Consider the following 23,093-nt stretch of genomic DNA (forward strand, 5'->3'; position numbering starts at 1 on the left):
CCGCGCCACGGAACGCCCCAGTCAGCGGCGCTCCGGCGCTCCGGCCTTTCTCTCCACCTCAATCCCTCCCGCCGGCCTCCGCGCCGGCCCACCGACCGTGACGCAGCCCATCCACACCGCCCCGCCCATCGTGACCGTGTTCGAGGGCGGCAGCGCGCTCGGCGGCTTCCGCGCCCGCCAGCTGCTGCCCCGCCTGCGCGAGATCGAGCCGCGCATCGCCGCCATCGCCGCGCGCTTCGTGCACCTGGTGGTGACCGAGACCGCGCCCGACGCCGCCGCGCGCGAACGCTTCGCCGCGCTGCTCGACTACGGGCCGGGCTACGAGGCGCCCGAGTCGAGGCACGGCGTGTCGCTGGTCGTCACGCCGCGCCTGGGCACCGTCTCGCCCTGGGCCTCCAAGGCGACCGACATCGCCCACAACTGCGGCCTCGCGCTGCGCCGCGTCGAGCGCGTGGTGCTCTACCGCATCGCGCTGAAGGCGCCGCTGCTCGACGGCCTGCTGGACAAGGCGCGCGGCACCCAGCCGATGCTCGGCGCCGAGGCCTCGGCGGCCGTGGCGGCGCTGCTGCACGACCGCATGACCGAATCCGTGGTGGGCGGCATCGACGACGCGGCGGCGCTCTTCGCTGAACTGCCGGCCCCGCCGATGGCGCAGGTCGACGTGCTCGGCGGGGGCCGCGCCGCGCTGGTCGAGGCCAACGCCACCTTCGGCCTGGCGCTGGCCGCCGATGAGATCGACTACCTGGTCGACGCCTTCACGAAACTCGGGCGCAACCCGAGCGACGTCGAGCTGATGATGTTCGCCCAGGCCAACAGCGAGCACTGCCGCCACAAGATCTTCAACGCCGACTTCGTGATCGACGGCGAGGCCCGGCCGCACAGCCTGTTCGGCATGATCCGCCACACCGAGCGCCAGAACCCGCAGCACACGGTGGTCGCCTATGCCGACAACGCTTCGGTGATGGAAGGCGGGCGCATCGAGCGCTTCGTGCCGCGCGCACCCGACGCTTCCGCCGACGGCGGCGTGCCGGCCGCCTCGGGCGGCGCCTACCGCAAGGAGGAGACGCTGGCCCACGTGCTGATGAAGGTCGAGACGCACAACCACCCGACCGCCATCTCGCCGTTCCCGGGCGCCTCCACCGGCGCCGGCGGCGAGATCCGCGACGAGGGCGCCACCGGGCGCGGCTCGCGCCCCAAGGCCGGCCTGACCGGCTTCACGGTCTCGAAGCTCTGGCCGGAGGCGGGCCACTACGGCCGGCCGGCGCACATCGCCAGCCCGCTGCAGATCATGACCGAGGGCCCCCTGGGCGGCGCCGCCTTCAACAACGAGTTCGGCCGGCCCAACCTACTGGGCTACTTCCGCGAGTACGAGCTGGCCATCGACAGCCGGGGCGCCGACGGCGCCGCCGAGATCCAGCATCGCGGCTACCACAAGCCCATCATGATCGCGGGCGGGCTGGGCAGCATCGATGCCTCGCAGACGAAGAAGATCCTGTTCCCGGCCGGCTCGCTGCTGATCCAGCTGGGCGGCCCCGGCATGCGCATCGGCATGGGCGGCAGCGCCGCCAGCTCGATGGCCACCGGCGCCAACGCGGCCGAGCTCGACTTCGACTCGGTGCAGCGCGGCAACCCCGAGATCGAGCGCCGCGCCCAGGAGGTCATCAACCACTGCTGGCAGCAGGGCGCGGCCAACCCGATCCTGGCGATCCACGACGTCGGCGCCGGCGGCCTGTCCAACGCCTTCCCGGAACTCACCAACGACGCCGGCCGCGGCGCGCGCTTCGACCTGGACGCCGTGCCGCTGGAGGAATCCGGCATGGCGCCCAAGGAGATCTGGTGCAACGAGAGCCAGGAGCGCTACGTGCTGGCCATCGCGCCGGAATCGCTGGCGCAGTTCCGGGCCTTCTGCGAGCGCGAGCGCTGCCCGTTCGCGGTCGTCGGCGTCGCGACCGAGGAGCGCCGATTGGTCGTGGCCGACGGCGCCGGCGACGTCGACGGCCACCCGGTCGACATGCCCATGGACGTGCTGCTGGGCAAGCCGCCGAAGATGCTGCGCGACGTGAAGACCGTCGAGCGCACGTTCCGGCCGCTCGACCTGACCGGCGTCGAGCTGCAGCAGGCCGCCATCGACGTGCTCTCGCACCCGACGGTGGCGTCCAAGCGCTTCCTGGTCACCATCGGCGACCGCACCGTGGGCGGCCTCACGCACCGCGACCAGATGGTCGGGCCGTGGCAGGTGCCGGTGGCCGACTGCGCCGTGACCCTGGCCGACCACGCCGGCTTCGCGGGCGAGGCCATGAGCCTGGGCGAGCGCACGCCGCTGGCCGCGCTCGACGCGCCGGCTTCCGGACGCATGGCGGTGGGCGAGGCCATCACCAACCTGCTGGCGGCGCCGTTCGAGCTCTCGCGCGTCAAGCTGTCGGCCAACTGGATGGCGGCCTGCGGCGAGCCGGGCGAGGACGCCGCGCTCTACGAGACCGTGAAGGCCGTCGGCCTGGAGCTGTGCCCGGCGCTGGGCATCTCGATCCCCGTGGGCAAGGATTCGCTGTCGATGCGCACGCAGTGGAACGACGCCGGCGAGGCCAAGAAGGTCACCTCGCCGGTCAGCCTGATCGTCACCGCCTTCGCCACCCTGGCCGACGTGCGCGGCACGCTGACGCCGCAGCTCGACCGCGAGGAGGCCGACACCACGCTGGTGCTGGTCGACCTGGGACGCGGCCGCCGCCGCATGGCCGGCAGCATCCTGGCGCAGGCGCTCGGCCAGAGCGGCTGCCCGGTCGCCGACGGCGTGCCCGACCTCGACCACCCCGAGGACCTGGTGAACCTGGTGCGCGCCGTCAACGCGTTGCGCGCCGAGGGCCGCATCCTGGCGCTGCACGACCGCAGCGACGGCGGCCTGTTCGCCACCGCCTGCGAGATGGCCTTCGCCGGCCACGTCGGCGTGGCGCTCAACGTCGACATGCTGATCACCGAGGGCGACGGCATCTCCGACAGCCGCGCCGAGTACGGCGACGCCAAGAACTGGGCCGGCCAGGTGAGCGCGCGGCGCGAGGAGCTGACGCTGCAGGCGCTGTTCAACGAGGAACTGGGCGTGCTGCTGCAGGTGCGCACCGCCGAGCGCAACGAGGTCATGCAGGTGCTGCGTGCCCACGGCCTGAGCACCCACAGCCACTTCGTCGGCAAGACCCGGCCCGACGCCTCCACCCTGGCCGCCGGCAAGGGCAAGGTCGAAGTCTGGCGCGACGCCAAGTCGGTCTTCAGCGCCAGCCTGCACGACCTGCACCAGGTCTGGGACTCGGTGAGCTGGAAGATCGCCCGCGAGCGCGACAACCCCGAGTGCGCCGACGCCGAGCACGCCGCCGCCGGCGAGCCGACCGATCCCGGCCTGCACGTCTTCCTTCCCGTCCCCCCGGAAGAGGCCGAGGCCTGCACCGCCCAGGCTCCCGCCATCCTCCAGTCCCGCCCCCGGGTCGCCATCCTGCGCGAGCAGGGCGTCAACTCGCACGTCGAGATGGCCTACGCCTTCGGCGAGGCCGGCTTCGAGGCCTTCGACGTCCACATGACCGACCTGCAGGCCGGCCGCGCCGACCTGGCCGACTTCAAGGGCGTGGTCGCCTGCGGCGGCTTCAGCTACGGCGACACGCTGGGCGCGGGCATCGGCTGGGCGCGCAGCATCACCTTCAACCCGCGGCTCGCGGCGCAGTTCGAGGCCTTCTTCGGCCGGAGCGACACCTTCGGCCTGGGCGTGTGCAACGGCTGCCAGATGTTCGCCGAGCTGGCCGACATCATTCCCGGTGCCGACGCCTGGCCGCGCTTCACCACCAACCGCAGCGAGCGCTTCGAGGCCCGGCTGTCGATGGTCGAGGTGCTGGAGTCGCCCAGCCTGTTCTTCGCCGGCATGGCCGGGACGCGCCTGCCCATCGCGGTGGCGCACGGCGAGGGCTACGCCGACTTCGAGCGGCGCGGCGACGCCGGGCGCGCCATCGCGGCCATGCGCTTCGTCGACAACCACGGCCAGCCGACCGAGCGCTACCCGTTCAATCCGAACGGCAGCGCCGGCGGCCTGACCTCGGTCACCACCGCCGACGGCCGCTTCACCGCCGTCATGCCGCACCCCGAGCGCGTGTTCCGCAATATCCAGATGAGCTGGACCGACGGCGAACGCGCCGCGCACAGCCCCTGGATGGGGATCTGGCGCAACGCGCGCCGCTGGGTCGGCTGAGCGTCACGCCGCCGGGTGCCCGCCGACCCGCGCGCGGCGTCCGGCCGCCACGACGGCTCAGCGCCCGGTGCTCGCGAGGTAGGCCTTGCGGGCCGCGACGGCGGTGTTGGCGAAGTCGGTGAAGACGCCGTCGATGCCGGCGGCGAAGTAGGCCGCGTACTCGGCCGCCGGATCGCCCCTGTAGACGCCCGCGAGGTACTGCGGCTCGTTCCTGAAGGTGAAGGCGTGCACGAACAGTCCGGCCCGGTGGGCGTCGGCGATCAGGCTCGTGGGCGCGACGTTCGTGACCTCGGCCAGCGTGCCGGTGGCCGATGACGACGAGGTCCTGAACGGCACGATCGTGTGCGCCATCACCTGCGGCTTCCACGGGCCGATGCCCTCGGCGTAGGTCCCGATCTCCGCCAGGCCGGCCGGCGTGAGCATCGCGCCGAAGGTGCGCGGGTCGCCCGCCAGGGTCCAGCTGTAGGGCCGGGCGCTCACGAAGGTGGAGGCGTCGTCGGTGACGTAGATCATCGCGCCGGTGCGGAAGTCGATGTCGTTGCCGTCCACCAGCTGCACCGCGCGGGCCGTCATGCCGGCCGAGCGGAGGTACTTCAGGCTCGCCGGATCGAAGCTCTGGACGAAGATCGGCGCGTCCTTGCGGTCGAGGCCGTTGGCCCGCATGACCTTCAGGATGGCGTCCTCGAACGGATGGCTCCCGGCCGCGCCGCAGCCGTTGGCGATCGCCTGCGCGTTGTTCCAGTACGGGTTCTTGCTTTCGGGGTACACCGTGATCGTGCGGCCCGACGCGGCGCCCTTGGCCCGGGCGATGTCGATGACCTCCTGGAAGCTCAGGATCGGCAGCTTGCCGTCGAGTTCGCTCGGGCGCTGCGAGCGGGCGTCGTAGGCGGTGCCGCCGATCCACTGCCTGAGCTCGGCCATCGTGAAGTCGGTGATCGACCAGTCGCCGGTGTGGTCCTCGCCATCGACCACCAGTGACTTCAGCACCGACCTCGGGTCGTTCGGGTCGGTCAGGTCGCTCAGGTACCGCGACGGACCGTTGGCGGCGATCGCCGGGTACTTCACGTCGACCTGCACGCCCGGCACGGTCCGCTTGCGGCCGGCCACGGCGGCGTTGCCGGCCGCCACCTGGGCGATGTTGGTGTTGTCGGCCAGCCAGGGGTTGTGGCGCACCACCGGGACGCAGTCCTTGGTCAGGTGCAGGTCGAGCTCCAGCGCATCGGCGCCCGCGTCGGCGGCGGCCTCGTAGGCGGCGCGGGTCTCCTCGGGGTAGAGGCCGGGGAGTCCGCGGTGGCCGATGACCAAGGGCGCACCGCCGTCCAGGGTCTTGAGCGGCGCGATGCCGGTCGCGGCAGCGGAGGAGGCGCCGCCATCGCCGTCACCGCCCCCGCAGGCGCTCGCCAGCAGAGCGCCGGCCAGGACGGCGGACAGGCGGAAGGGACGCCGCGGCGACGCGGGAGCGGATAACGCGGTGGAGGAGGTCATGCGGTGCAGTCGGAGGTGGAACGGGGTGCGGGAGCGCGCGCGGATGCTAGACCGTGCCGGTGACCGACCCGTGACGCCCGCCCATCAAGAAGTCCCGCGGCCTGTCGATAAGGAATGCACATCCCTGCCAAAGACCGCTCCGGTCGTTCCTCCCGACGCATTGCAGCGCCTCCTCCGGCGCCATCCTCATGAACCAATTCAAGATCAGGACCCGGCTGCTGGCCGGGTTCGCGAGCGTGCTGCTGCTGCTGGCGGTGATCACCGCCATCGCCTGGTGGCGCCTGGACGGCAACACCGCCGCCACGCGCGGTCTGATGACCGAGCCGCTGGCCAAGGAGCGCCTGGTGTCCGACTGGTACCGCACCATCCACACCAGCGTGCGGCGGACCACGGCCATCGCGAAGAGCGCCGACCCGGGGCTCGCCACCTTCTTCGCGCCCGATGCCACCGAGTCCAGCCGCATGAGTTCGTCCATGCAGAAGCAGGTCGAGGCGCTGCTGCGCACGGAGGCCGAGAAGCGGGAATTCGCGCGGCTGGGGGAGATCCGCAAGAACTACGTCGACGTGCGCGACCGCCTCGCGGCACTCAAGACGACCGATCCGGCCCAGGCCAGCCAGATGTTCGAAGCCTCGTTCATTCCCGTCAGCAAGGAGTACCTGGCCAGCCTGCAGACGCTGCTGCAGCTCCAGCGCGACCAGATCGACCAGACCGCGCGCGACATCGAGTCGTCCGCCGCCACGGCCTGCCGCTACCTGCTGGCGCTGGGCGTGCTGTCGCTGCTGCTGGGGGGATTCTTCGCGCTGGCGATCACGCGCAGCGTGACGGTGCCGCTGCGCGACGCCGTGGCGCAGGCCCAGCGGGTGGCCGCCGGCGACCTGAGCGCGCTGCCGGCGAACACCGCCCGCGACGAGACCGGCCAGCTGCTGGCGGCCCTGGCGGAGATGCAGGGCGCGCTGGCCGGCATGATCCGCGACATCCGCGTCTCGACCGACAACATCGACCTGGCGAGCGGCGAGATCGCCTCGGGCAACCACGACCTGAGCCTGCGCACCGAGCAGACCGCCGGCAGCCTGGAGGAGACCGCCGCGACGATGGAGGAACTCACCGCCACGATCCGCCAGAGCGCCCAGGCCGCGCAGCGGGCCGACGAACTGGCGGCCGCCGCCGCCCTGACCGCCGAGCGCGGCGGCGAGGTCGTCTCGCAGATCGTCGCCACGATGGGCGGCATCAACGAGTCGTCCAGGCGCGTCGTCGACATCATCGGCGTCATCGACGGCATCGCGTTCCAGACCAACATCCTGGCGCTCAACGCCGCCGTCGAGGCGGCGCGGGCGGGCGAGCAGGGCCGCGGCTTCGCGGTGGTGGCCAGCGAGGTGCGCATCCTGGCGCAGCGCGTGGCCGAGGCCGCCCGCGAGATCAAGAAACTGATCGGCGCCTCGGTCGAGCGCGTGGACGCCGGCGCGACGCTGGTCACCGAGGCCGGCGACACGATCCGGGACACCGTCGAATCGGCCCGGCGCGTGTCGCAGATGATCCGCGAGATCACCGCCGCCGCCGGCGAGCAGAGCCTGGGCATCGGCCAGGTCAACGATGCCGTGTCGATGCTCGACCAGATGACCCAGCAGAACGCCGCGCTGGTCGAGGAGAGCGCCGCGGCGGCGCAGAGCCTGCGCGATCAGGCCGGCCAGCTCGCCGGCACCGTGCGGCGCTTCCGTTTGGAGGGCGGCGGCCTGCCGGCATGACCCGCGGCCGCGGCCTGGGACGACTCGGAAGGGTCGCGCGGACCGCCACCGGTGACCGCCGGACCCGGCGCCCGGACTCAGGCCGGCAGCGGTTCCGGGTCGACGGCGTCCCGCGCGAGATCGGCCAGCAGGCCGGGCAGCTCTCGCATGTCGGCGAAGACCGCCACAGCGCCCGCGGCCGTCAGCACGGCCGCCTGCCCGGCGACGACGTGGCTGCCGCCCAGGAACCCCAGGACCCGCATCCCGGCGGCGTGGGCGGCGCGCACGCCGGTCGCGCTGTCCTCGACCACCACGCAATGGGCGGGCGCCACGCCCAGCCGGCGCGCCGCGTGCAGGTAGCCGTCCGGTGCCGGCTTGGGCCGGCCCACGTCCTCGGCGCTGTGGACGTGCTCACCCACCAGCGGCAGCAGCCCGGCGCGCTCGACGCTGCGATGCAGGCGTGGGAAGGCGCTGTTCGACACCACCGCCACCGGCAGGCTCAACGCGCGGTAGACCTCGGCCACATGGGGAATGGCGCTCGTGCGTTCGGCCACTTCCGCGTCGATGGCCCGCAGCAGCGCGGTCCGCGCGTCGGGCGCGAGCGCGATCCCCACGCGCTCCTCCATGAACCGGACGACCTCCACCAGCCGCCGGCCGACCAGCTCGACCGGAAAGCCCTCCAGGTCCGGCCGCCCGAAGGCGACGCGCAACGCGCCCAGCGTCACCTCTTCGGCGATCGCCTCGCTGTCGACGATCACCCCGTCGCAGTCGCTCAGGATGCAGTTTACCCGCCGGCTCGACGACGTCATCGACGACATGTCCACGGTTGAAGAACAAATTCCAGGCCGCTTGAAACGACAGCCGAGCGCAAAGCCGTCAGGCGAGCCGATTCACGCCAGAGACACCGAGGAACCGGCTTCGCCGGGCTTCTGGTGTCGCCACCTGAAGGGGGGAGGCGCTGCGACACGAAGTGCGCAAGCCTGGGGGTGATCCCAGGACACGAGGAACCGGCTTCGCCGGGCCTCTGGTGTCGCCCCCTGCAAGGGGGTCGGCGAAGCGACACGAAGTGCGCGAAGACTGGGGGTCGAGTGCCTATTCAATCTTGGCCTTGGCCCGCAGGTCTTCCTGGTACTTCTGCAGGCGCTGCTGCTGCAGCTGCTGCGTGACCTGTGGCTTGACCTCGTCGACCTTGGGCAGCTGGGCCGAGCGGACTTCGTCGACACGGATGACGTGGTAGCCGAACTGCGACTTCACCGGCGCGGGGGTGGTCTCGCCCGGCTTGAGCTTGATCATGGCCTCGGAGAACTCGGGCACGAAGCTCGACGGGTTGGCCCAGTCGAGGTCGCCGCCGTTGGCGCCCGATCCCGGGTCCTTGCTCTGCTTCTTGGCGATGTCCTCGAACTTGGCGCCCTTCTTCAGGTCCGCGATGATTTTCTGCGCCTCGGCCTCGGTCTCGACCAGGATGTGGCGCGCCTTGTATTCCTTGCCGCCGTTGGCCGCGGCGAACTTGTCGTACTCGGCCTGGACGTCGGCGTCGGTCACCGGGTTCTGCTTGCGGTAGGTGTCGAACAGGGTGCGGATCAGGATCGCCTGGCGCGCGAGTTCGAGCTGGGCGCGGTACTCGGGCGTGGCTTCCAGGCCCTGCTTCTGCGCTTCCTGCATGAAGACCTCGCGGGCGATGATCTCCTCCTTCAGCTGCGGCTCCAGGTCCGGCGTGACCGGGCGGCCGCTGGCGGCGAGCTGCTGCGCCAGTGCATCCACCCGCGCCTTGGGCACCGGCTTGCCGTTGACGATGGCGATGTTCTGGGCGAGGGCGCCCGCGGACGCCACACCCAGGACGAGGGTGGCCGCAACGGTCTTCAGGAGTTGTTTCTTCATGGGATGTGCTTCTGCAGTCGAGGAAGGAGAAGGGAGGGAGGGTGGAAGAGAGGGGGAGATGGCGCGTCGGACGCCGGGAGATCCGGGACGCTTCGTCAGAGCGTTTCGACGGCGATGGCGTGGACGCCCTGGTCGATGAAAAAACGCAGGGCATCATACACAAGGCGATGTCGCGCCACCCGGGTGCGGCCCTCGAACAGCGGGGTGGCGATGCGGACCCGGAAATGGGTGCCGCGCCCCAGCCCGTTGGCGCCGGAATGGCCGGCGTGGGCCGCGCTCTCGTCGATGACCTCCAGCGTCGTGGGCCGCAGGGCCGCGCGCAACGCGGCGTCGAGGTCGGCCGCGCTCGGCGGCGATGTGGGGGAGGCGTCGTTCATGCGGAAGGCTGGTCGCCCGATTTGAGGTGGGGGGAGATGTAGAGGCCCTGCGCGACCAGGAACACCAGCGGGAAGGCATAGCCCCAGAGCTTGAAGTTGATCCAGGCTTCGGTGCTGAAGTAGACCGCCACGTAGGCGTTGAGCGCCGACATGAAGAGGCAGTAGCCGATCCAGGCGATGTTCAGGTGCGTCCAGATGCGCGTGGGCAGCTGCAGCTGGGCGCCGAGCATGGTCTGCAGGAAGTTCTTGCGGAAGCCCCACATCGCCACGGCCAGGGCGATGGCCATGGCGCCGTAGAGCACGGTCGGCTTCCACTTGATGAAGCGCTCGTCGTGCAGCAGCAGCGTCAGGCTGCCGAACAGCAGGATCAGCACCAGCGTGGCCTTCTGCATGGTCTGCAGGCGGCGCTCGATGGCGTAGGTGATGGCCATCTGCACCACGGTCGCGGCCATCAGCACGCCGGTCGCGACATAGATGTCGGCGAGCTTGAAGGCGCCGAAGAACAGCAGGATGGGAAGGAAGTCGAGCAGGAATTTCATGAGGGGTATTGGAACCTGTTCGCGTCCCCGGTCCGGACGAAGCCGACCGGCGGGCGGGGGCAACCCGGCGCTCCCGTCGGCCGGCGGCGGGCCTCAGGCCTTCGGCTCGAACTCCAGCGAGGCCGAATTCATGCAGTAGCGCAGGCCGGTCTCGGTCGGGCCGTCGGGGAACACGTGGCCCAGGTGGGCGCCGCAGTTGGTGCAGACGTTCTCGGTGCGCACCATGCCGTGCGAGCGGTCGATGATGTCGGTGATGGCGCCCGGCACGGCCTCCTTGGAGAAGCTCGGCCAGCCGCAGCCGGCGTCGAACTTGGTGGCGGCGTCGAACAGCTTGGCGCCGCAGCACACGCAGTGGTAGGTGCCGTCGGCCCACTCGGCCTCGTACTTGCCGGTGAAGGGGCGCTCCGTGGCGGCGTGGCGCGTGACCTCGAAGGCGGCGCGCTCGGCGCCCTTCTCGGCCAGGATGGCCTTCCATTCGGCGTCGGTCTTCTGGATCCTGGGAACGTGGGATGAGCGTGAGTTGGTCATGACGAGCAGCTGATTTCGATCGTGGAAGCCCAGTCGGGCGGGAAGCCGGCGAACGCATCGTGGCCGGCGTGGTCTTCACATGGGGATTCGAGCACGCGGAGCAAGGTCGCGACGACGGAGAAGTCCCCGTGCTGCGCCGCCTCGATGGCTTGCTGACCCAGGTGGTTGCGCAGGACGAACTTCGGGTTGACCGCACGCATCGCCGCCGCCCGACCGGCCGGCGTCCGGGACGGGGCCGCCGCGCGGCGTTCGAGCAGCAGCGGCAGCCAGGCGTCGAAGCGCGCGACGTCGACGAACAGGTCGCGCACCGGGGCGTGGTCGCCGGTCGCGGCGGCATCGGCGAGGCGGCGCCAGAAGATCGTCCAGTCGGTGCGCTCGACGGCCAGCAGCCGCAGGGTGTCGTCGATCAGCGGCCGGTCGTCGGCACCGGCGTCGTCCAGGCCGAGCTTCGCGCCCAGGCGGGCGTCGAACTCGCGCGGGAACACGGTCTTGTACGACTGCAGCGCGGCGACGGCGACGTCCTGCTCGCCGATGAGCGGCAGCAGCGCCTGCGCCAGGCAGAACAGGTTCCAGTAGGCGACGTTGGGCTGCTGGTTGAACGCGTAGCGGCCCTGGGTGTCGCTGTGGTTGCAGACGTGCGCCGGGTCGAAGCCGTCGAGGAACTGGAACGGGCCGTAGTCGATGGTGAGCCCGAGGATGCTCATGTTGTCGGTGTTCATCACGCCGTGGCAGAAGCCCACCGCCTGCCACCGCGCCATCAGCGCCGCCGTGCGCTCGCTGACCGCCTCGAGGAAAGCGGCGTAGGCATTGCCGCCGAAGGCGTCGGTGGTCCGGCATGCCGGATAGAAGCGGTCGATCACGTGATCGGCCAGGGCGCGCAGTTCGTCGATGCGCCCGGCGGCGGCGAAGTGCTCGAAGTGGCCGAAGCGGATGAAGCTCGGCGCCACGCGCGCGACCACGGCGGCGGTCTCGATCGCCTCGCGGCGCACCGGCTGGTCGGACCCGGTGACCGACAGGGCGCGCGTGGTCGGGATGCCCAGACCGTGCATGGCCTCGCTGCAGAGGAACTCGCGGATGCTCGATCGCAGCACGGCGCGGCCGTCGCCGCCGCGCGAGTAGGGCGTGCGGCCGGCGCCCTTGAGCTGGACCTCGAAACCGCCGGCGGTCTCGCCCAGCAGGATCGCGCGGCCGTCGCCCAGCTGCCCGGCCCAGACGCCGAACTGATGGCCGCTGTAGACGCTCGCGAGCGGATCGCTGCCGGGCAGCACGAGGTTGCCGGTCAGCGCCTGCAACGCCTCCTCGGTGCCCAACCAGCCCGGCGCGAGGCCGAGTTCGCGCGCCGCGGCCTCGCTGCGGCCGACCCAACGGGGCGCGGGCAGCGGCGTCGGGCGCAGGTGGGTGAAGAAGGCCGGGCCGAGCGCGGCGAAGCGCCGCGTCCAGGCGATCCCGCCGATGCCTTCGTGCGGGGCGTCCGGAGCGGGCGCGGTCGTGGCGTCGGTGGCGATGGAGGCGACGCGATCGTCGGAATGGAGCGGACTCATCGGCGGGATTTTCCCCGCAGGCGGGTGTCGCCCGGATGCTTGCGGGCAATCCCCCTACGCCGCGACATTGCAGCGCGCAACAATGACCGATCGGTCGGCCGGACCACGCCGATCGGCATTCTTCGCTTTCCCGATTCCAATCACAGGAGACACCCGATGCTGGGTTTGATGCAAGACCAACCGTTGTCGATCTCGTCGCTGATCGAATTCGCCGACCGCCACCACGGCGACGGCGAGATCGTCTCGCGGCGCGTGGAGGGCGACATCCACCGCAGCACCTGGTCGGAGATCGCCCGGCGCGCGCGGCAGGTCGCCCACGCGCTCGACGGCGAGGGGCTGGCCTTCGGCGACCGCGTCGCCACGCTGGCCTGGAACGGCTACCGGCACCTGGAGCTGTACTACGGCGTCTCCGGGTCGGGCCGCGTGCTGCACACCGTCAACCCGCGCCTGCACCCCGACCAGATCGCCTGGATCGTCAACCATGCCGAGGACCAGGTGCTGTGCTTCGACCTGAGCTTCCTGCCGCTGGTGCAGGCCGTGCACGCGCGCTGCCCCACGGTGCGCCGATGGATCGCGCTGTGCGACGCCGACCGCCTGCCCGCCGACAGCGGCGTGCCCGATCTCGTGAGCTACGAGGCGTGGATGGGCACGCAGCGCGACGACTACGCCTGGCCGACCTTCGACGAGAACACGGCTTCCAGCATGTGCTACACGAGCGGCACCACCGGCAACCCCAAGGCCGCCCTCTACAGCCACCGCTCCAGCGTGCTGCACGCCTACGCGGCGGCGCTGCCCGACGTCATGGGCCTGTCCGCGCGCGACGCCGTGCTGCCGGTGGTGCCGATGTTCCACGTCAACGCCTGGGGCCTGCCGTACTCGGCCGCGCTGACCGGCTGCAAGCTGGTGTTCCCCGGTCCGGCGCTCGACGGCCGGTCGGTCTACGAACTCATCGAGCGCGAGCGCGTCACCTTCGCCGCCGGCGTGCCGACGGTCTGGCAGATGCTGCTCGGGCACATGAAGCCCGAGGGCCTGCGCTTCTCGACCCTGAAGCGCACCGTCATCGGCGGCTCGGCCTGCCCGCCGGCCATGATCCACGCCTTCCAGCAGGACTACGGCGTCGACGTGCTGCATGCCTGGGGCATGACCGAGATGAGCCCGCTGGGCACGCTGTGCACGCTGAAGAACAAGCATCTGGCGCTGCCGCCCGACCAGCAGGACGCGATCCGCCAGAAGCAGGGCCGCGCGATCTACGGCGTCGACATGAAGATCGTCGACGGCCAGGGCGACGAGCTGCCCTGGGACGGCAAGGCCTACGGCGACCTGCTGGTCAAGGGACCGTGGATCGTGAAGGCCTACTTCAAGGGCGAGGGCGGCGACCCGCTGGTGCCCGACGCCCAGGGCCGCGGCTGGTTCCCCACCGGCGACGTCGCCACCATCGACGCCGACGGCTACCTGCAGATCACCGACCGCAGCAAGGACGTGATCAAGTCCGGCGGCGAGTGGATCAGCTCGATCGACATCGAGAACATCGCCGTCGCGCACCCGGGCGTGGCGATGGCCGCGTGCATCGGCGTGGCGCACCCGAAGTGGGACGAGCGCCCGGTGGTGGCGGTGGTGCGACGTCCGGGAAGCGAGGTCACGCGCGAGGAATTGCTGGCCTTCTACCAGGGCCGCACGGCCAAGTGGCAGATCCCCGACGACGTGATCTTCCTCCACGCCATCCCGATCGGCGCGACCGGCAAGATCCTGAAGACGAAGCTGCGCGAACAGTTGCGTGGCTACGTGCTGCCGGGGGTCTGAGCGGGCCGGTCCCCGGGGGACGTCTGTCGCGTTGGCGATAACTGGAGGCCCTGTCGCGGGAGCGTTACGGGCATTCCCTGAGGGGTGCTCCGACCAAGGCTTGTAACCTGCGCCGCAGACCAGAACCATCCCGGAGACACGCATGACTTTCGCAGTGAACGCAACGCGATCGGCCCTCGCCGCCGCGGCCCTCGTCGCCCTCGGCACCACGGGGGCGCTGGCCCAGCAGGGCGAGACCGTCAAGATCGCCTGGCTCGATCCGCTGTCGGGCCTGATGGCCGCGGTGGGCACCAACCAGCTCAAGAGCTTCCAGTTCCTGGCCGAGGAGTTCAACAAGAAGAACGTCGCCGGCGTGAAGTTCGAGATCATCGGCATCGACAACAAGCTCAGCCCCCAGGAGACCACCAGCGCGCTGCGCTCGGCCATGGACCAGGGCGCGCGCTACGTGGTGCAGGGCAACGGATCGGGCCCGGCGCTGGCCATCATCGACGCGCTGGAGAAGCACAACGCGCGCAACCCGGGCAAGGAGGTGCTGTTCGTCAACTACGCCGCCGTCGACCCCGACCTGACCAACAGCAAGTGCAGCTACTGGCACTTCCGCCTCGACGCCGACACCTCGATGAAGATGGAAGCGCTCACCACCTTCATCAAGGACCAGGCCGACGTCAAGAAGGTCTACCTGATCAACCAGAACTACTCGCACGGCCAGCAGGTCTCCAAGTTCGCCAAGGAGAACCTGAAGGCCAAGCGCCCGGACGTGCAGATCGTCGGCGACGACCTGCATCCGCTGGCCCAGGTGCGCGACTTCGCGCCCTACATCGCCAAGATCAAGCAGTCGGGCGCCGACACGGTCATCACCGGCAACTGGGGCTCCGACCTGGCGCTGCTGATCAAGGCCTCCAACGACGCCGGGCTCGACGTCAAGTTCTACACCTACTACGCCGTGACCACCGGCACCCCCACGGCCATGGGCGCGGCCTCCGCCGGCAAGGTCTACGCGGTCGGCTACAGCCACTACAACGCGCCGGGCGTGATGCCCGCGCTGATGGCCGACTACAAGAAGCGCTTCAACGACGACCTCTACACCACCGACATCTACACCGTCTTCGCGATGCTCGGCGAGGGCTTCGCGAAGGCCAAGTCGACCGAGCCCGTGAAGGTGGCGCCGGTGCTCGAGGGCCTGAAGTTCAAGAGCTTCAACGGCGACGTCGAGATGCGCAAGACGGACCACCAGCTCCAGCAGGGCCTGTGGATCACGCGCTGGCAGAAGACCGACGCCAAGAACCCGTACAGCCCGGAGAACACCGGCTACACGCTCTACCCGGTGAAATACTACGAGGCCTACGTGGCCAGCACGCCGACGTCCTGCCAGATGAAGCGGCCTTCCTGAAGGCGACGACGCTCCCGCGCGCGGCCCCGGTGCCTGCCCAGGCACCGGCCTGAACCTTTTCCCACCGATCGATGAACGTCGAATTCTTCGCCATCTCGCTGTTGAACGGCGTGAGCTATGGCCTGCTGCTGTTCATGCTGAGTTCCGGGCTGACGCTGATCTTCAGCATGATGGGCGTGCTCAACTTCGCCCATACCAGCTTCTACATGCTGGGCGCCTACCTGGCCTACACGATCTCCGGACTGGTCGGCTTCTGGCCGGCGCTGGTGATCGCGCCGGCGATCGTCTTCGCGCTGGGCGCGGCCTTCGAGCGCTACAGCCTGCGGCGGGTGCACAAGTTCGGCCACGTGCCGGAGCTGCTCATCACCTTCGGGCTGTCGTACCTGATCCTGGAGATCGTGCAGCTGCTGTGGGGCCGCTCGACCGTGCCCTACGGCCTGCCGACGCAGCTGCAGGGACCGCTCTTCACGCTCTACGGCACGCAGTTCCCCAAGTCGCGCTCATTCATCATGCTGCTGGCGCTGCTGATGCTCGGCGCGGTCTGGCTGCTGCTCACGCGCACGCGGGTCGGGCTGGTGATCCAGGCGGCGCTCAAGCACCCGGAGATGGTGGAGGCGCTCGGGCACAACGTGCCGCGCGTGTTCATGCTGGTCTTCGGCGGCGGCGCGGCACTGGCGGCGCTCGCCGGCGTGATCGGCGGCAACACCTACGTCACGGAGCCGGCGATGGCGGCCTCGGTCGGCTCGATCATCTTCGTGGTGGTGGTGGTCGGCGGCATGGGCTCGCTCGCCGGGGCCTTCCTGGCGTCGTTGCTCATCGGCATCGTGCAGACCTTCGCGGTGGCGATGGACCAGTCGCTCGCCACCGGCCTGCAGGCCCTGGGCGTGGCCGTCACCGACCAGACGCCGGGCTACGAACTGCTGCGGCTCACCATTTCGCAGGTCGCGCCGATCCTGCCGTACCTGCTGCTCGTGCTGATCCTGATCTTCAGGCCCAAGGGCCTGCTGGGCACGCGAGAGGACTGACGCCATGAACACCCTCGCATCCGGGGCCGTCCGGCCCGCCGGCTACCGCTACGGCGTCAAGCCCTTCAACGCCACGCGCGTGCTGACGTGGGGGCTGTTCGCCCTCGTGCTGGCCGTCGCGCCGCTGGTCTTCCGCAGCAGCCTGGCGCTCACCATGCTCTCGCAGATCGGCTACCTGATCATCATCTGCCTGAGCTACAACATGCTGCTGGGGCAGGGCGGCATGCTGAGCTTCGGCCACGCGGTCTACACCGGCCTGGGCTCGTTCATCGCCATCCACACCATGAACCTCGCGGCCAAGGGCAGCCTGCCGGTGCCGCTGGTGCTCGTCCCGCTGGTGGGCGGGCTGGGCGGCATGTTCTTCGCCGTCCTGTTCGGCTACGTCAGCACCAAGAAGTCGGGCACCACCTTCGCCATGATCACGCTCGGCCTGGGCGAGCTGGTGGCGTCGATGGCGTTGATGTTCCCGACCTTCTTCGGCGGCGAGGGCGGCATCACCACCAATCGCGTCTACGGCACGCCGTTCCTGGGCCTCACGTTCGGCCCGCAGATCCAGGTCTACTACCTGATCGCGGTGTACTGCTTCGTCTGCACCGGACTGATGTACGCCTTCACCGCCACGCCGCTCGGGCGCATGCTCAACGCCGTACGCGACAACCCCGAGCGGGTCGAGTTCATCGGCTACAACACCCAGCGCGTGCGCTACACGGCCTTCATCATCGCGGGCTTCTTCGCCGGCATCGGCGGCGGGCTGGCGACCATCAACTTCGAGATCGTCAACGCCTCCGACAGCCTGAACGGCATCCGCTCGGGCGGCTACCTGCTGTTCACCTTCCTGGGCGGCGCGACCTACTTCTTCGGGCCCATCATCGGCGCCGTGCTGCTGGTGTTCGCCTCGATCCTGCTGTCGGAGCTGAGCAAGGCCTGGCTGCTCTACCTCGGCCTGGTCTTCATGTTCATGGTGATGTTCGCCCCCGGCGGCGTCGCCAGCCTGGTCATGACCAACCTGCGGGTGGCGCGCTTCGGCCGATTCGGTCCGTTCTGGTCGCTGTACGCCGGGCTGCTGGTCACCGGCGCGCTGGCGGCGGCGGGCGCGGCGGCGCTGGTGGAGATGATCTATCACATGCAGCTCAACGCCGCGCTCGGACCGAACCTGCGCTTCCTCGGCTTCACGCTCGACACCTCCGCCGCGTCGAGCTGGGCGCTGGCGGCGGCCCTGCTGGTGGTCGGCGGCGTGCTGCTGGAGCTGGTGCGGCGGCGCTTCGTGCATGCCTGGGGCCAGGCGCAGGAGGCGATCGAGGCCGAGATCCAGCGCCGCCTGGGCCACCGCGCCACCCCCGCCGAGGGAGCCGCCCGATGAGCCGCGGGACGTCCACCCCGGCGGCCGGCGGCGAGGGCGCCTGGGCGCTCGAACTCAAGGGCTTGCGCAAGAACTTCGGCAAGACCGAGATCATCCGCGGCGTCGACCTGGCGGTGCGCGCGGGCGAACGCATCGCCGTCATCGGACCGAACGGCGCGGGCAAGTCGACGCTGTTCAACCTCATCAGCGGCCGCCTCGCGCCCACCAGCGGCGAGGTGCGCCTCGACGGCCGCCGCATCGACGGCCTGCGCCCGTACGAGATCAACCGGCTGGGCCTGTCGCGCAGCTTCCAGATCACCAACATCTTCCCCAAGCTCAGCGTGTTCGAGAACCTGCGCTGCGGGGTGCTGTGGAGCCTGGGCTACCGCTACACCTTCCTGCGCTTCCTCTCTCGGCTGGACGACGCCAACGCGCGCGCCGAGGAGCTGATGCGCCAGGTCGGCCTGGAGCCCAAGCACGACGTGCTGGCCATGAACCTGACCTACGCCGAGCAGCGGGCGCTGGAGATCGGCGTGACCATCGCCGGCGGTGCCGGCGTGATCCTGCTGGACGAGCCGACCGCCGGCATGAGCAAGACCGAGACCGCGCACTTCATCGCGCTCATCAAGGAGGTGACCGTGGGCCGCACGCTGCTGACCGTGGAGCACGACATGGGCGTGGTCTTCGGCCTCGCCGACAAGATCGCTGTGGTGGTCTACGGCGAGGTCATCGCCTTCGACACGCCGGCCGCCGTGCGCGCCAACGCGCGCGTGCAGGAGGCCTACCTGGGCTCCTCTGTGGCCGACGCGCAGGGAGGGCACTGAGCATGCTGCAGCTGCAGGACCTGCACGCCTACTACGGCAAGAGCCACGTGCTCCACGGCGTGTCGTTTTCCGTCGGCGCGGGCGAGATCGTGGCGCTGCTCGGGCGCAACGGCTCGGGCCGCTCGACCACCGCCAAGGCCATCATGGGCCTGGTGCACGCCGAGGGCACGCTGCGCTGGAAGGACCGGGACATCCTGCGCCGCAAGGCCTACGAGATCGCCCACCTGGGGATCGGCTACGTGCCGGAGAACCGCGACATCTTCCCCAAGCTCACGGTGCACCAGAACCTGATGCTCGGCCAGAAGGGCGCCAAGGCGGCCAAGGCCAGCCGCTGGTCCTTCGACGACATGTACGCCATGTTCCCGCGCCTGAAGGAGCGCCAGCACACCGAGGCCGGCGTGCTCTCCGGCGGCGAGCAGCAGATGCTCACGCTGTGCCGCACGCTCATGGGCGACCCCGACCTGATCATCATCGACGAGCCCACCGAGGGTCTGGCGCCCAAGATCGTCGAGCTGGTGGGCGAGTACCTGCGCCGGCTGAAGGACCGGGGCGTGTCGGTGCTGCTGATCGAGCAGAAGCTGACCATCGCCATGCAGATCTCTGACCGCGCGCTGGTCATGGGCCACGGCAGCATCGTCTTCGACGGCACGCCCGACGGACTGCGCGCCGACGCGGCGACGCGGAAGGAATGGCTGGAGGTGTGAGGGCTGCGGGACCTGCATGGTTTGCGTGGTCTAAACCAGACTTGTAGAAGTACAACGCCGAGGACCTGCGCCGTATGGGGAAGGCGTCGCCTTACGTCTCCGCCGGCCAGTACCGCCAGCGGCCGGCGACGCCCGACGGCGGTGTCATCCAGCCCGACATGCTGTAGATCGTAGAGGCCGTGTCGGCGAACGTGGTGAAGTGGTGCGGCGGTGGGACCTGGGCGCGTCAGCATCGGGCGACTTCACTACCAATGCGCGTTTGGGCCGGATGGCCGACAGGCGCTTCGTCATCGCCGACCTAGTGCGCGAGCAGTACGAGACGAACTAGCGCGACGCCCTTATCAAGAACACGGCGGTGCGCGACGGTCGCGCCCACAAGCAGAGCCTGCCGTAAGACCCGGGGCAGGCCGGCAAGAGTCAGGTGCAGGTGCTCGCCGCGCTGCTGGCTGGCCACAGCATGCACTTCAGCCCGGAGCTATGGGACAAGATGACGCAGGCCGATCCGCTGTCGAGCCAAATTAACGCCAGCAATGTTGTGATGGTGCGCGGGTCATAAGGCGTTCACGGACGAGTGCCAGCTGTTCCCGTTTGGGAAGTACGACGACCAAGTCGATGCTGCGGCACGGGCATTCAACGGACCGATGCATCCTTAGGCAAGAATATTTGCTTGAGGTGTCTTTCAAGTTGCACTTTGCCCATCGTCGCTCAAATAACCCATAACTTTTTTGTTTGGACCGCAATAAATAATGAATCTGAATGTTGTTTTGCGGGCATTGCCAAAAACATCCTGGTAAGTTGCTATTGCATTTACATGAAGCATACTTTTTTGGAGGGGGACTAGCATGAGTGTGGACATTATGTCTCCAAAAAATACATGCTCTAATCTCACCTCTTGGCCAGGCATAAGAATCTGCGTTAATTTTGGGTCAGCAATTTTATGTTTGTAGTTATATTCGTGAGAACTGTCGATAGGTTTTGGTTCGTACCCGCGGGCTGTGCCTAAAAATAAAGCAGGTGTGCTGCCATGATTTTTATAAATTAAAGTGAGATGGGGGCGCGGAGGATAGACAAAAAGATCTTTGTAAGACTCGTCAATTGTTATACCCACGTAGGCCCTGAGTTGTGCTTCAGAAGTTGTTTTGGCCAAATCTAAGCCATCGCTTGCAACTTTGATTGAAGCGCGGTTCTGACGCAAGCTTCCAAATAACAAATAGAGACTTACTAAAGCTCCAAAAGAGCTAACCAAGGTAATCCAAAACATCCACTTTGCCCAGTGGGCCATATCTTTTTGCGCTTCTAGATCCTCAATCTCAATTTTGTTTTTCGCTTCTTCACTTTTGGCTTGTCCTTCATCTTTTTGCAAGCCAGATATGACGGTTTGCAGTTGGTCGCTTATGCGTGAAAGATGCTTATTTTGCTCATCAATGAGATAAGAAAATGTAGGAGCCAACGATTTGGCTTCGGTGGGCTCTGCATCTACGGAAGAAGCACATACGATGCTTGCGAGAAAGGCTAAAAATGCGAAGCGGGAAAGTTTGGCCATAAGGGGTAGAAGGTGAGAAGGCACTGATCCTAAGAGCTATCACTCCCTAGCATGAGTCGGCATGACCGACTCCGACACCATCCGCTCCCGTGAGGTCATGTTCTCCTTTCCCATGGGCCTAGATGGCAAGCGGCCCGGCGCCTGGAAGTCCTGCGGCTACAAGTGCACGCTGACCTTCAAAGACTTCTAGCAAGCCTATGAACGCGGCGGCGCAGACCAAGCGGTCGTCTTCAGCAAGCCGTACCGCACGCGCGCGCAGATCGCCCGAGTGCGCTCGAAAGAGTACTGGACCGGCCTGACCTCACAGACCCGCTCCGACCTGGCGGGCTCATAGGCCGCGCGGTGGTCGAGGGCAAGAACCCGAAGGCGGTGCGCGCCGAGATCATGGAGCGGCTGGACGTGAGCGAGAACGCAAAGGAGCAGATAGGCATTAAGACGGCGCTGCCTTGGACCTCGGCCTTCAAGCCCACGACGCGCACGTGGCACGCGTCACGCTCGGGCCGTATCTACTCGCGCGAAGATGTCCGTGCCTTCTACGCCACCAACGGCAATCGGTTCCGCTGCTACTGCGTCCAGACGGAGTGCCTGCTCGACGCTAATAGTCAGCCAATCCTCACGAAAAGCCTGCAGTCGGCTATGGCGAACGAGCGTAAGCGATGGGGCGCGACTAAATCGTTGATATCTCTGATGCATACATGGTGTATTGATTTGCATCGTTTTTAGTTAAGCCATTCTGTTGAGAAATGGTTATTAAAAGTTTTTTCCCCTCATCTGTATGAAGCTCATAAATATTGCCTGATTTGAGCGCGCTTAGTAAGTCGGTTTCAGATGAAAAAATAATCGAAACGTCATTTAGGATGCGGATATTATTTGTATCTATGTAATGCTCTGCATTTTTAAATTGAACATTGTTTAGTGTTGCGATTGCTGCGTGGCTGTCGTTGCTGGCTGAGGGGTGATAAAAAATTCGATAGTTCATGCGAAAAAATGCAATGTGGATTTGCGCGGTGGTTGACGTTGGCACTTTGTATTGCTGAGACAGATTGAAATTCATGCTCGCTAGAGCCTTCCTGGCATCCCAGAACATCTCAAACAAAGGGAATGCATATGGCAGGCAAGAGTCTTAAGCGGCGCGTACACATCGTCAGCGTTGTCAACGCATCGAACATTACCAGGGACGGAAGTAGGTACACCATCCGCGACGTGTGCGGCGCTACCGACGACATCGTCATGAACGGCGTGCTGTACCCGGGCGACCAACTCGCAGCCGGCGCGCCGTCGCTGAGTGACAAGCTGCCGCCGGCAGGGCACCCCAAGAACGCCGCAGGCCAGCATGTCAAGCGCTAACAGCGCCGCCGCACTGGGCGCGAAGTGGATCGGCGCGAACTGCATGAACGCGCGCTACGAGGTTGGCCGTACGCTCGTCGACATCGTCTTCAACAGCCGCATGGCGAAGGCCAGCGACGAGGCCGCCGCGCTGCTCGCGCGCCTGGATGCAGCCATCGCTGACACGAACGTCGAGCCCATCCACGTGTCCACCGGCCTGATGTACGCGCCCATCGTCGCAAACGGCGAGAGCCGCGGGAAGAAGCACAGCCGCATCGCGACCAACCTGCAGTACGACCACTTGGCCATCCTGCTCGACGAGCCGGGCGCCGGGAAGCCGGAGGGCGGCGTCGGCATGCTCGTCAACGCGTAGGGCAACGAAGAAGAGATCAAGGTCGTGCAGGCCAACGCCGCGCCCGACGACCTGCGCAAGCCGCCGGGCCTCCTCGCGACCTGGCTGCCCTGGTGCTTCACCGGCACTGCGGCGAAGTTGTCATTCGACCAGATCTGCGAGGCGCTGCGCACCCTGAAGCCCGACAGCTGTTGGCCGCGTGAGGTCTACGACGACCACTTCATCTGGAGCGACAGCGCGTCGCGGCTGTGGAAGCAGAAATACACGATCGCGAAAAACCTCTCCCTACCATTTGACGATCAGGCCGGAGAGAAGCGGCGGAAGTCACCTACCAATCGATCACCAACCACCAGAAGGACGATCCAGTGAAAGACAAGATCCTCGCCACGCTCAATACTGCCGGCATTGCTCTGGTAGGACTCGACGACGCCCAGTAGCTGGCCCATGAGTTTTCCTCCCGCCCAGCCCATGTCGCGGCAGGGACTGACCCGATGGTCCG

The 23,093-nt window shown here is 67.9% G+C and carries 22 protein-coding genes; 13 read left to right on the forward strand and 9 right to left on the reverse strand.

Going from position 1 to position 23,093, the window contains the following annotated elements:
• The first annotated feature begins 97 nt into the window (after nucleotides 1-97).
• Nucleotides 98-4,222 carry a phosphoribosylformylglycinamidine synthase gene (purL, locus tag ABID77_RS02795; protein ID WP_429590532.1) on the forward strand — a complete coding sequence of 1,375 codons (4,125 nt, stop codon included), beginning with the start codon at nucleotides 98-100 and terminating at the stop codon, nucleotides 4,220-4,222.
• Nucleotides 4,223-4,279: 57 nt separating this feature from the next.
• Here the strand turns inward: purL and ABID77_RS02800 are convergent, their stop codons facing one another.
• Complete coding sequence (locus ABID77_RS02800) at nucleotides 4,280-5,707, reverse strand: glycerophosphodiester phosphodiesterase family protein (protein ID WP_429590535.1); 1,428 nt, start codon at nucleotides 5,705-5,707, stop codon at nucleotides 4,280-4,282.
• Nucleotides 5,708-5,895: 188 nt separating this feature from the next.
• Between ABID77_RS02800 and ABID77_RS02805 the strand changes: the two genes are divergently transcribed.
• Nucleotides 5,896-7,449 (forward strand): methyl-accepting chemotaxis protein, encoded by a 1,554-nt coding sequence (locus ABID77_RS02805; protein ID WP_429590538.1) that lies wholly within the window; start codon nucleotides 5,896-5,898, stop codon nucleotides 7,447-7,449.
• Nucleotides 7,450-7,526: 77 nt separating this feature from the next.
• Here the strand turns inward: ABID77_RS02805 and ABID77_RS02810 are convergent, their stop codons facing one another.
• The 6 genes from ABID77_RS02810 to ABID77_RS02835 all read right to left on the reverse strand — a co-directional run bounded on the left by ABID77_RS02810 (nucleotide 7,527) and on the right by ABID77_RS02835 (nucleotide 12,291).
• Complete coding sequence (locus tag ABID77_RS02810) at nucleotides 7,527-8,237, reverse strand: HAD family hydrolase (RefSeq protein ID WP_429590541.1); 711 nt, start codon at nucleotides 8,235-8,237, stop codon at nucleotides 7,527-7,529.
• Between the two features lie 283 nt (nucleotides 8,238-8,520).
• A complete protein-coding gene (locus ABID77_RS02815; RefSeq protein ID WP_429590544.1) occupies nucleotides 8,521-9,306 on the reverse strand; it encodes a foldase protein PrsA in 786 nt (261 codons plus the stop codon).
• 95 nt (nucleotides 9,307-9,401) lie between these two features.
• Complete coding sequence (locus ABID77_RS02820) at nucleotides 9,402-9,683, reverse strand: BolA family protein (RefSeq protein WP_429590547.1); 282 nt, start codon at nucleotides 9,681-9,683, stop codon at nucleotides 9,402-9,404.
• Complete coding sequence (locus tag ABID77_RS02825; protein ID WP_429590550.1) at nucleotides 9,680-10,222, reverse strand: septation protein A; 543 nt, start codon at nucleotides 10,220-10,222, stop codon at nucleotides 9,680-9,682. The genes ABID77_RS02820 and ABID77_RS02825 overlap by 4 nt, the downstream gene beginning before the upstream one ends.
• 93 nt (nucleotides 10,223-10,315) lie before the next feature.
• Nucleotides 10,316-10,750, reverse strand: a complete 435-nt coding sequence (gene msrB / locus ABID77_RS02830; RefSeq protein WP_429590553.1) for a peptide-methionine (R)-S-oxide reductase MsrB — start codon at nucleotides 10,748-10,750, stop codon at nucleotides 10,316-10,318.
• Entirely contained in the window at nucleotides 10,747-12,291 is a 1,545-nt protein-coding gene (locus tag ABID77_RS02835; RefSeq protein ID WP_429590555.1) for a protein adenylyltransferase SelO, read from the reverse strand. The genes msrB and ABID77_RS02835 overlap by 4 nt, the downstream gene beginning before the upstream one ends.
• 156 nt (nucleotides 12,292-12,447) lie before the next feature.
• Here ABID77_RS02835 and ABID77_RS02840 point away from each other — a divergent pair, with 156 nt between their 5' ends.
• The 7 genes from ABID77_RS02840 to ABID77_RS02870 all read left to right on the forward strand — a co-directional run bounded on the left by ABID77_RS02840 (nucleotide 12,448) and on the right by ABID77_RS02870 (nucleotide 19,929).
• On the forward strand, nucleotides 12,448-14,091 hold the full coding sequence (locus ABID77_RS02840) for a 3-(methylthio)propionyl-CoA ligase (protein ID WP_429590558.1): 1,644 nt from the start codon (nucleotides 12,448-12,450) through the stop codon (nucleotides 14,089-14,091).
• 142 nt (nucleotides 14,092-14,233) lie between these two features.
• Complete coding sequence (locus tag ABID77_RS02845) at nucleotides 14,234-15,481, forward strand: branched-chain amino acid ABC transporter substrate-binding protein (RefSeq protein ID WP_429590561.1); 1,248 nt, start codon at nucleotides 14,234-14,236, stop codon at nucleotides 15,479-15,481.
• A 71-nt stretch (nucleotides 15,482-15,552) separates the two neighbouring features.
• Complete coding sequence (locus ABID77_RS02850; protein ID WP_429590564.1) at nucleotides 15,553-16,506, forward strand: branched-chain amino acid ABC transporter permease; 954 nt, start codon at nucleotides 15,553-15,555, stop codon at nucleotides 16,504-16,506.
• A 4-nt stretch (nucleotides 16,507-16,510) separates the two neighbouring features.
• Entirely contained in the window at nucleotides 16,511-17,866 is a 1,356-nt protein-coding gene (locus ABID77_RS02855) for a branched-chain amino acid ABC transporter permease (protein ID WP_429590566.1), read from the forward strand.
• Nucleotides 17,863-18,669, forward strand: a complete 807-nt coding sequence (locus tag ABID77_RS02860; protein WP_429590569.1) for an ABC transporter ATP-binding protein — start codon at nucleotides 17,863-17,865, stop codon at nucleotides 18,667-18,669. Before ABID77_RS02855 ends, ABID77_RS02860 begins: the two co-directional genes overlap by 4 nt.
• Before the next feature lie 2 nt (nucleotides 18,670-18,671).
• A complete protein-coding gene (locus ABID77_RS02865; RefSeq protein WP_429590572.1) occupies nucleotides 18,672-19,373 on the forward strand; it encodes an ABC transporter ATP-binding protein in 702 nt (233 codons plus the stop codon).
• A gap of 421 nt (nucleotides 19,374-19,794) precedes the next feature.
• A complete protein-coding gene (locus ABID77_RS02870; protein ID WP_429590575.1) occupies nucleotides 19,795-19,929 on the forward strand; it encodes a hypothetical protein in 135 nt (44 codons plus the stop codon).
• A 123-nt stretch (nucleotides 19,930-20,052) separates the two neighbouring features.
• Here ABID77_RS02870 and ABID77_RS02875 read toward each other — a convergent pair whose 3' ends face one another.
• Complete coding sequence (locus ABID77_RS02875) at nucleotides 20,053-20,916, reverse strand: hypothetical protein (RefSeq protein WP_429590578.1); 864 nt, start codon at nucleotides 20,914-20,916, stop codon at nucleotides 20,053-20,055.
• A gap of 61 nt (nucleotides 20,917-20,977) precedes the next feature.
• Here ABID77_RS02875 and ABID77_RS02880 point away from each other — a divergent pair, with 61 nt between their 5' ends.
• Nucleotides 20,978-21,106: a hypothetical protein gene (locus ABID77_RS02880; RefSeq protein WP_429590581.1), complete on the forward strand. Its 129-nt coding sequence runs from the start codon at nucleotides 20,978-20,980 to the stop codon at nucleotides 21,104-21,106.
• A 477-nt stretch (nucleotides 21,107-21,583) separates the two neighbouring features.
• On the opposite strand, the gene ABID77_RS02885 is transcribed toward ABID77_RS02880, so the two are convergent.
• Nucleotides 21,584-21,970 carry a hypothetical protein gene (locus ABID77_RS02885; protein ID WP_429590584.1) on the reverse strand — a complete coding sequence of 129 codons (387 nt, stop codon included), beginning with the start codon at nucleotides 21,968-21,970 and terminating at the stop codon, nucleotides 21,584-21,586.
• A gap of 53 nt (nucleotides 21,971-22,023) precedes the next feature.
• On the opposite strand from ABID77_RS02885, the gene ABID77_RS02890 reads away from it, so the two are divergent.
• Genes ABID77_RS02890 through ABID77_RS02900 form a run of 3 tightly spaced genes read left to right on the forward strand, consistent with a single transcriptional unit; the run spans nucleotide 22,024 to nucleotide 22,963 of the window.
• On the forward strand, nucleotides 22,024-22,263 hold the full coding sequence (locus ABID77_RS02890) for a hypothetical protein (RefSeq protein ID WP_429590587.1): 240 nt from the start codon (nucleotides 22,024-22,026) through the stop codon (nucleotides 22,261-22,263).
• A complete protein-coding gene (locus ABID77_RS02895) occupies nucleotides 22,250-22,615 on the forward strand; it encodes a hypothetical protein (RefSeq protein WP_429590590.1) in 366 nt (121 codons plus the stop codon). The genes ABID77_RS02890 and ABID77_RS02895 overlap by 14 nt, the downstream gene beginning before the upstream one ends.
• Nucleotides 22,616-22,639: 24 nt before the next feature.
• Nucleotides 22,640-22,963, forward strand: coding sequence for a hypothetical protein (locus tag ABID77_RS02900; RefSeq protein ID WP_429590593.1), 324 nt, complete (start codon nucleotides 22,640-22,642; stop codon nucleotides 22,961-22,963).
• Nucleotides 22,964-23,093 lie beyond the last annotated feature (130 nt).

Source organism: Variovorax sp. PvP013 (assembly GCF_050435945.1).
In the GTDB taxonomy this organism is placed as follows: Bacteria; Pseudomonadota; Gammaproteobacteria; order Burkholderiales; family Burkholderiaceae_C; genus Variovorax.

Bases quoted from the DNA above. Each gene is read 5' to 3' on its own strand.
- ABID77_RS02860 (WP_429590569.1), top strand. From the start codon at position 17,863: ATGAGCCGCGGGACGTCCACCCCGGCGGCCGGCGGCGAGGGCGCCTGG.
- ABID77_RS02805 (WP_429590538.1), top strand. From the start codon at position 5,896: ATGAACCAATTCAAGATCAGGACCCGGCTGCTGGCCGGGTTCGCGAGC.
- ABID77_RS02895 (WP_429590590.1), top strand. From the start codon at position 22,250: ATGTCAAGCGCTAACAGCGCCGCCGCACTGGGCGCGAAGTGGATCGGC.
- ABID77_RS02875 (WP_429590578.1), bottom strand. From the start codon at position 20,916: ATGGCCAAACTTTCCCGCTTCGCATTTTTAGCCTTTCTCGCAAGCATC.
- ABID77_RS02845 (WP_429590561.1), top strand. From the start codon at position 14,234: ATGACTTTCGCAGTGAACGCAACGCGATCGGCCCTCGCCGCCGCGGCC.
- ABID77_RS02880 (WP_429590581.1), top strand. From the start codon at position 20,978: ATGACCGACTCCGACACCATCCGCTCCCGTGAGGTCATGTTCTCCTTT.
- ABID77_RS02850 (WP_429590564.1), top strand. From the start codon at position 15,553: ATGAACGTCGAATTCTTCGCCATCTCGCTGTTGAACGGCGTGAGCTAT.
- ABID77_RS02840 (WP_429590558.1), top strand. From the start codon at position 12,448: ATGCTGGGTTTGATGCAAGACCAACCGTTGTCGATCTCGTCGCTGATC.
- ABID77_RS02825 (WP_429590550.1), bottom strand. From the start codon at position 10,222: ATGAAATTCCTGCTCGACTTCCTTCCCATCCTGCTGTTCTTCGGCGCC.
- ABID77_RS02865 (WP_429590572.1), top strand. From the start codon at position 18,672: ATGCTGCAGCTGCAGGACCTGCACGCCTACTACGGCAAGAGCCACGTG.
- ABID77_RS02810 (WP_429590541.1), bottom strand. From the start codon at position 8,237: ATGACGTCGTCGAGCCGGCGGGTAAACTGCATCCTGAGCGACTGCGAC.
- ABID77_RS02800 (WP_429590535.1), bottom strand. From the start codon at position 5,707: ATGACCTCCTCCACCGCGTTATCCGCTCCCGCGTCGCCGCGGCGTCCC.
- ABID77_RS02885 (WP_429590584.1), bottom strand. From the start codon at position 21,970: ATGAATTTCAATCTGTCTCAGCAATACAAAGTGCCAACGTCAACCACC.
- ABID77_RS02820 (WP_429590547.1), bottom strand. From the start codon at position 9,683: ATGAACGACGCCTCCCCCACATCGCCGCCGAGCGCGGCCGACCTCGAC.
- ABID77_RS02890 (WP_429590587.1), top strand. From the start codon at position 22,024: ATGGCAGGCAAGAGTCTTAAGCGGCGCGTACACATCGTCAGCGTTGTC.
- ABID77_RS02835 (WP_429590555.1), bottom strand. From the start codon at position 12,291: ATGAGTCCGCTCCATTCCGACGATCGCGTCGCCTCCATCGCCACCGAC.
- ABID77_RS02815 (WP_429590544.1), bottom strand. From the start codon at position 9,306: ATGAAGAAACAACTCCTGAAGACCGTTGCGGCCACCCTCGTCCTGGGT.
- ABID77_RS02855 (WP_429590566.1), top strand. From the start codon at position 16,511: ATGAACACCCTCGCATCCGGGGCCGTCCGGCCCGCCGGCTACCGCTAC.
- msrB (WP_429590553.1), bottom strand. From the start codon at position 10,750: ATGACCAACTCACGCTCATCCCACGTTCCCAGGATCCAGAAGACCGAC.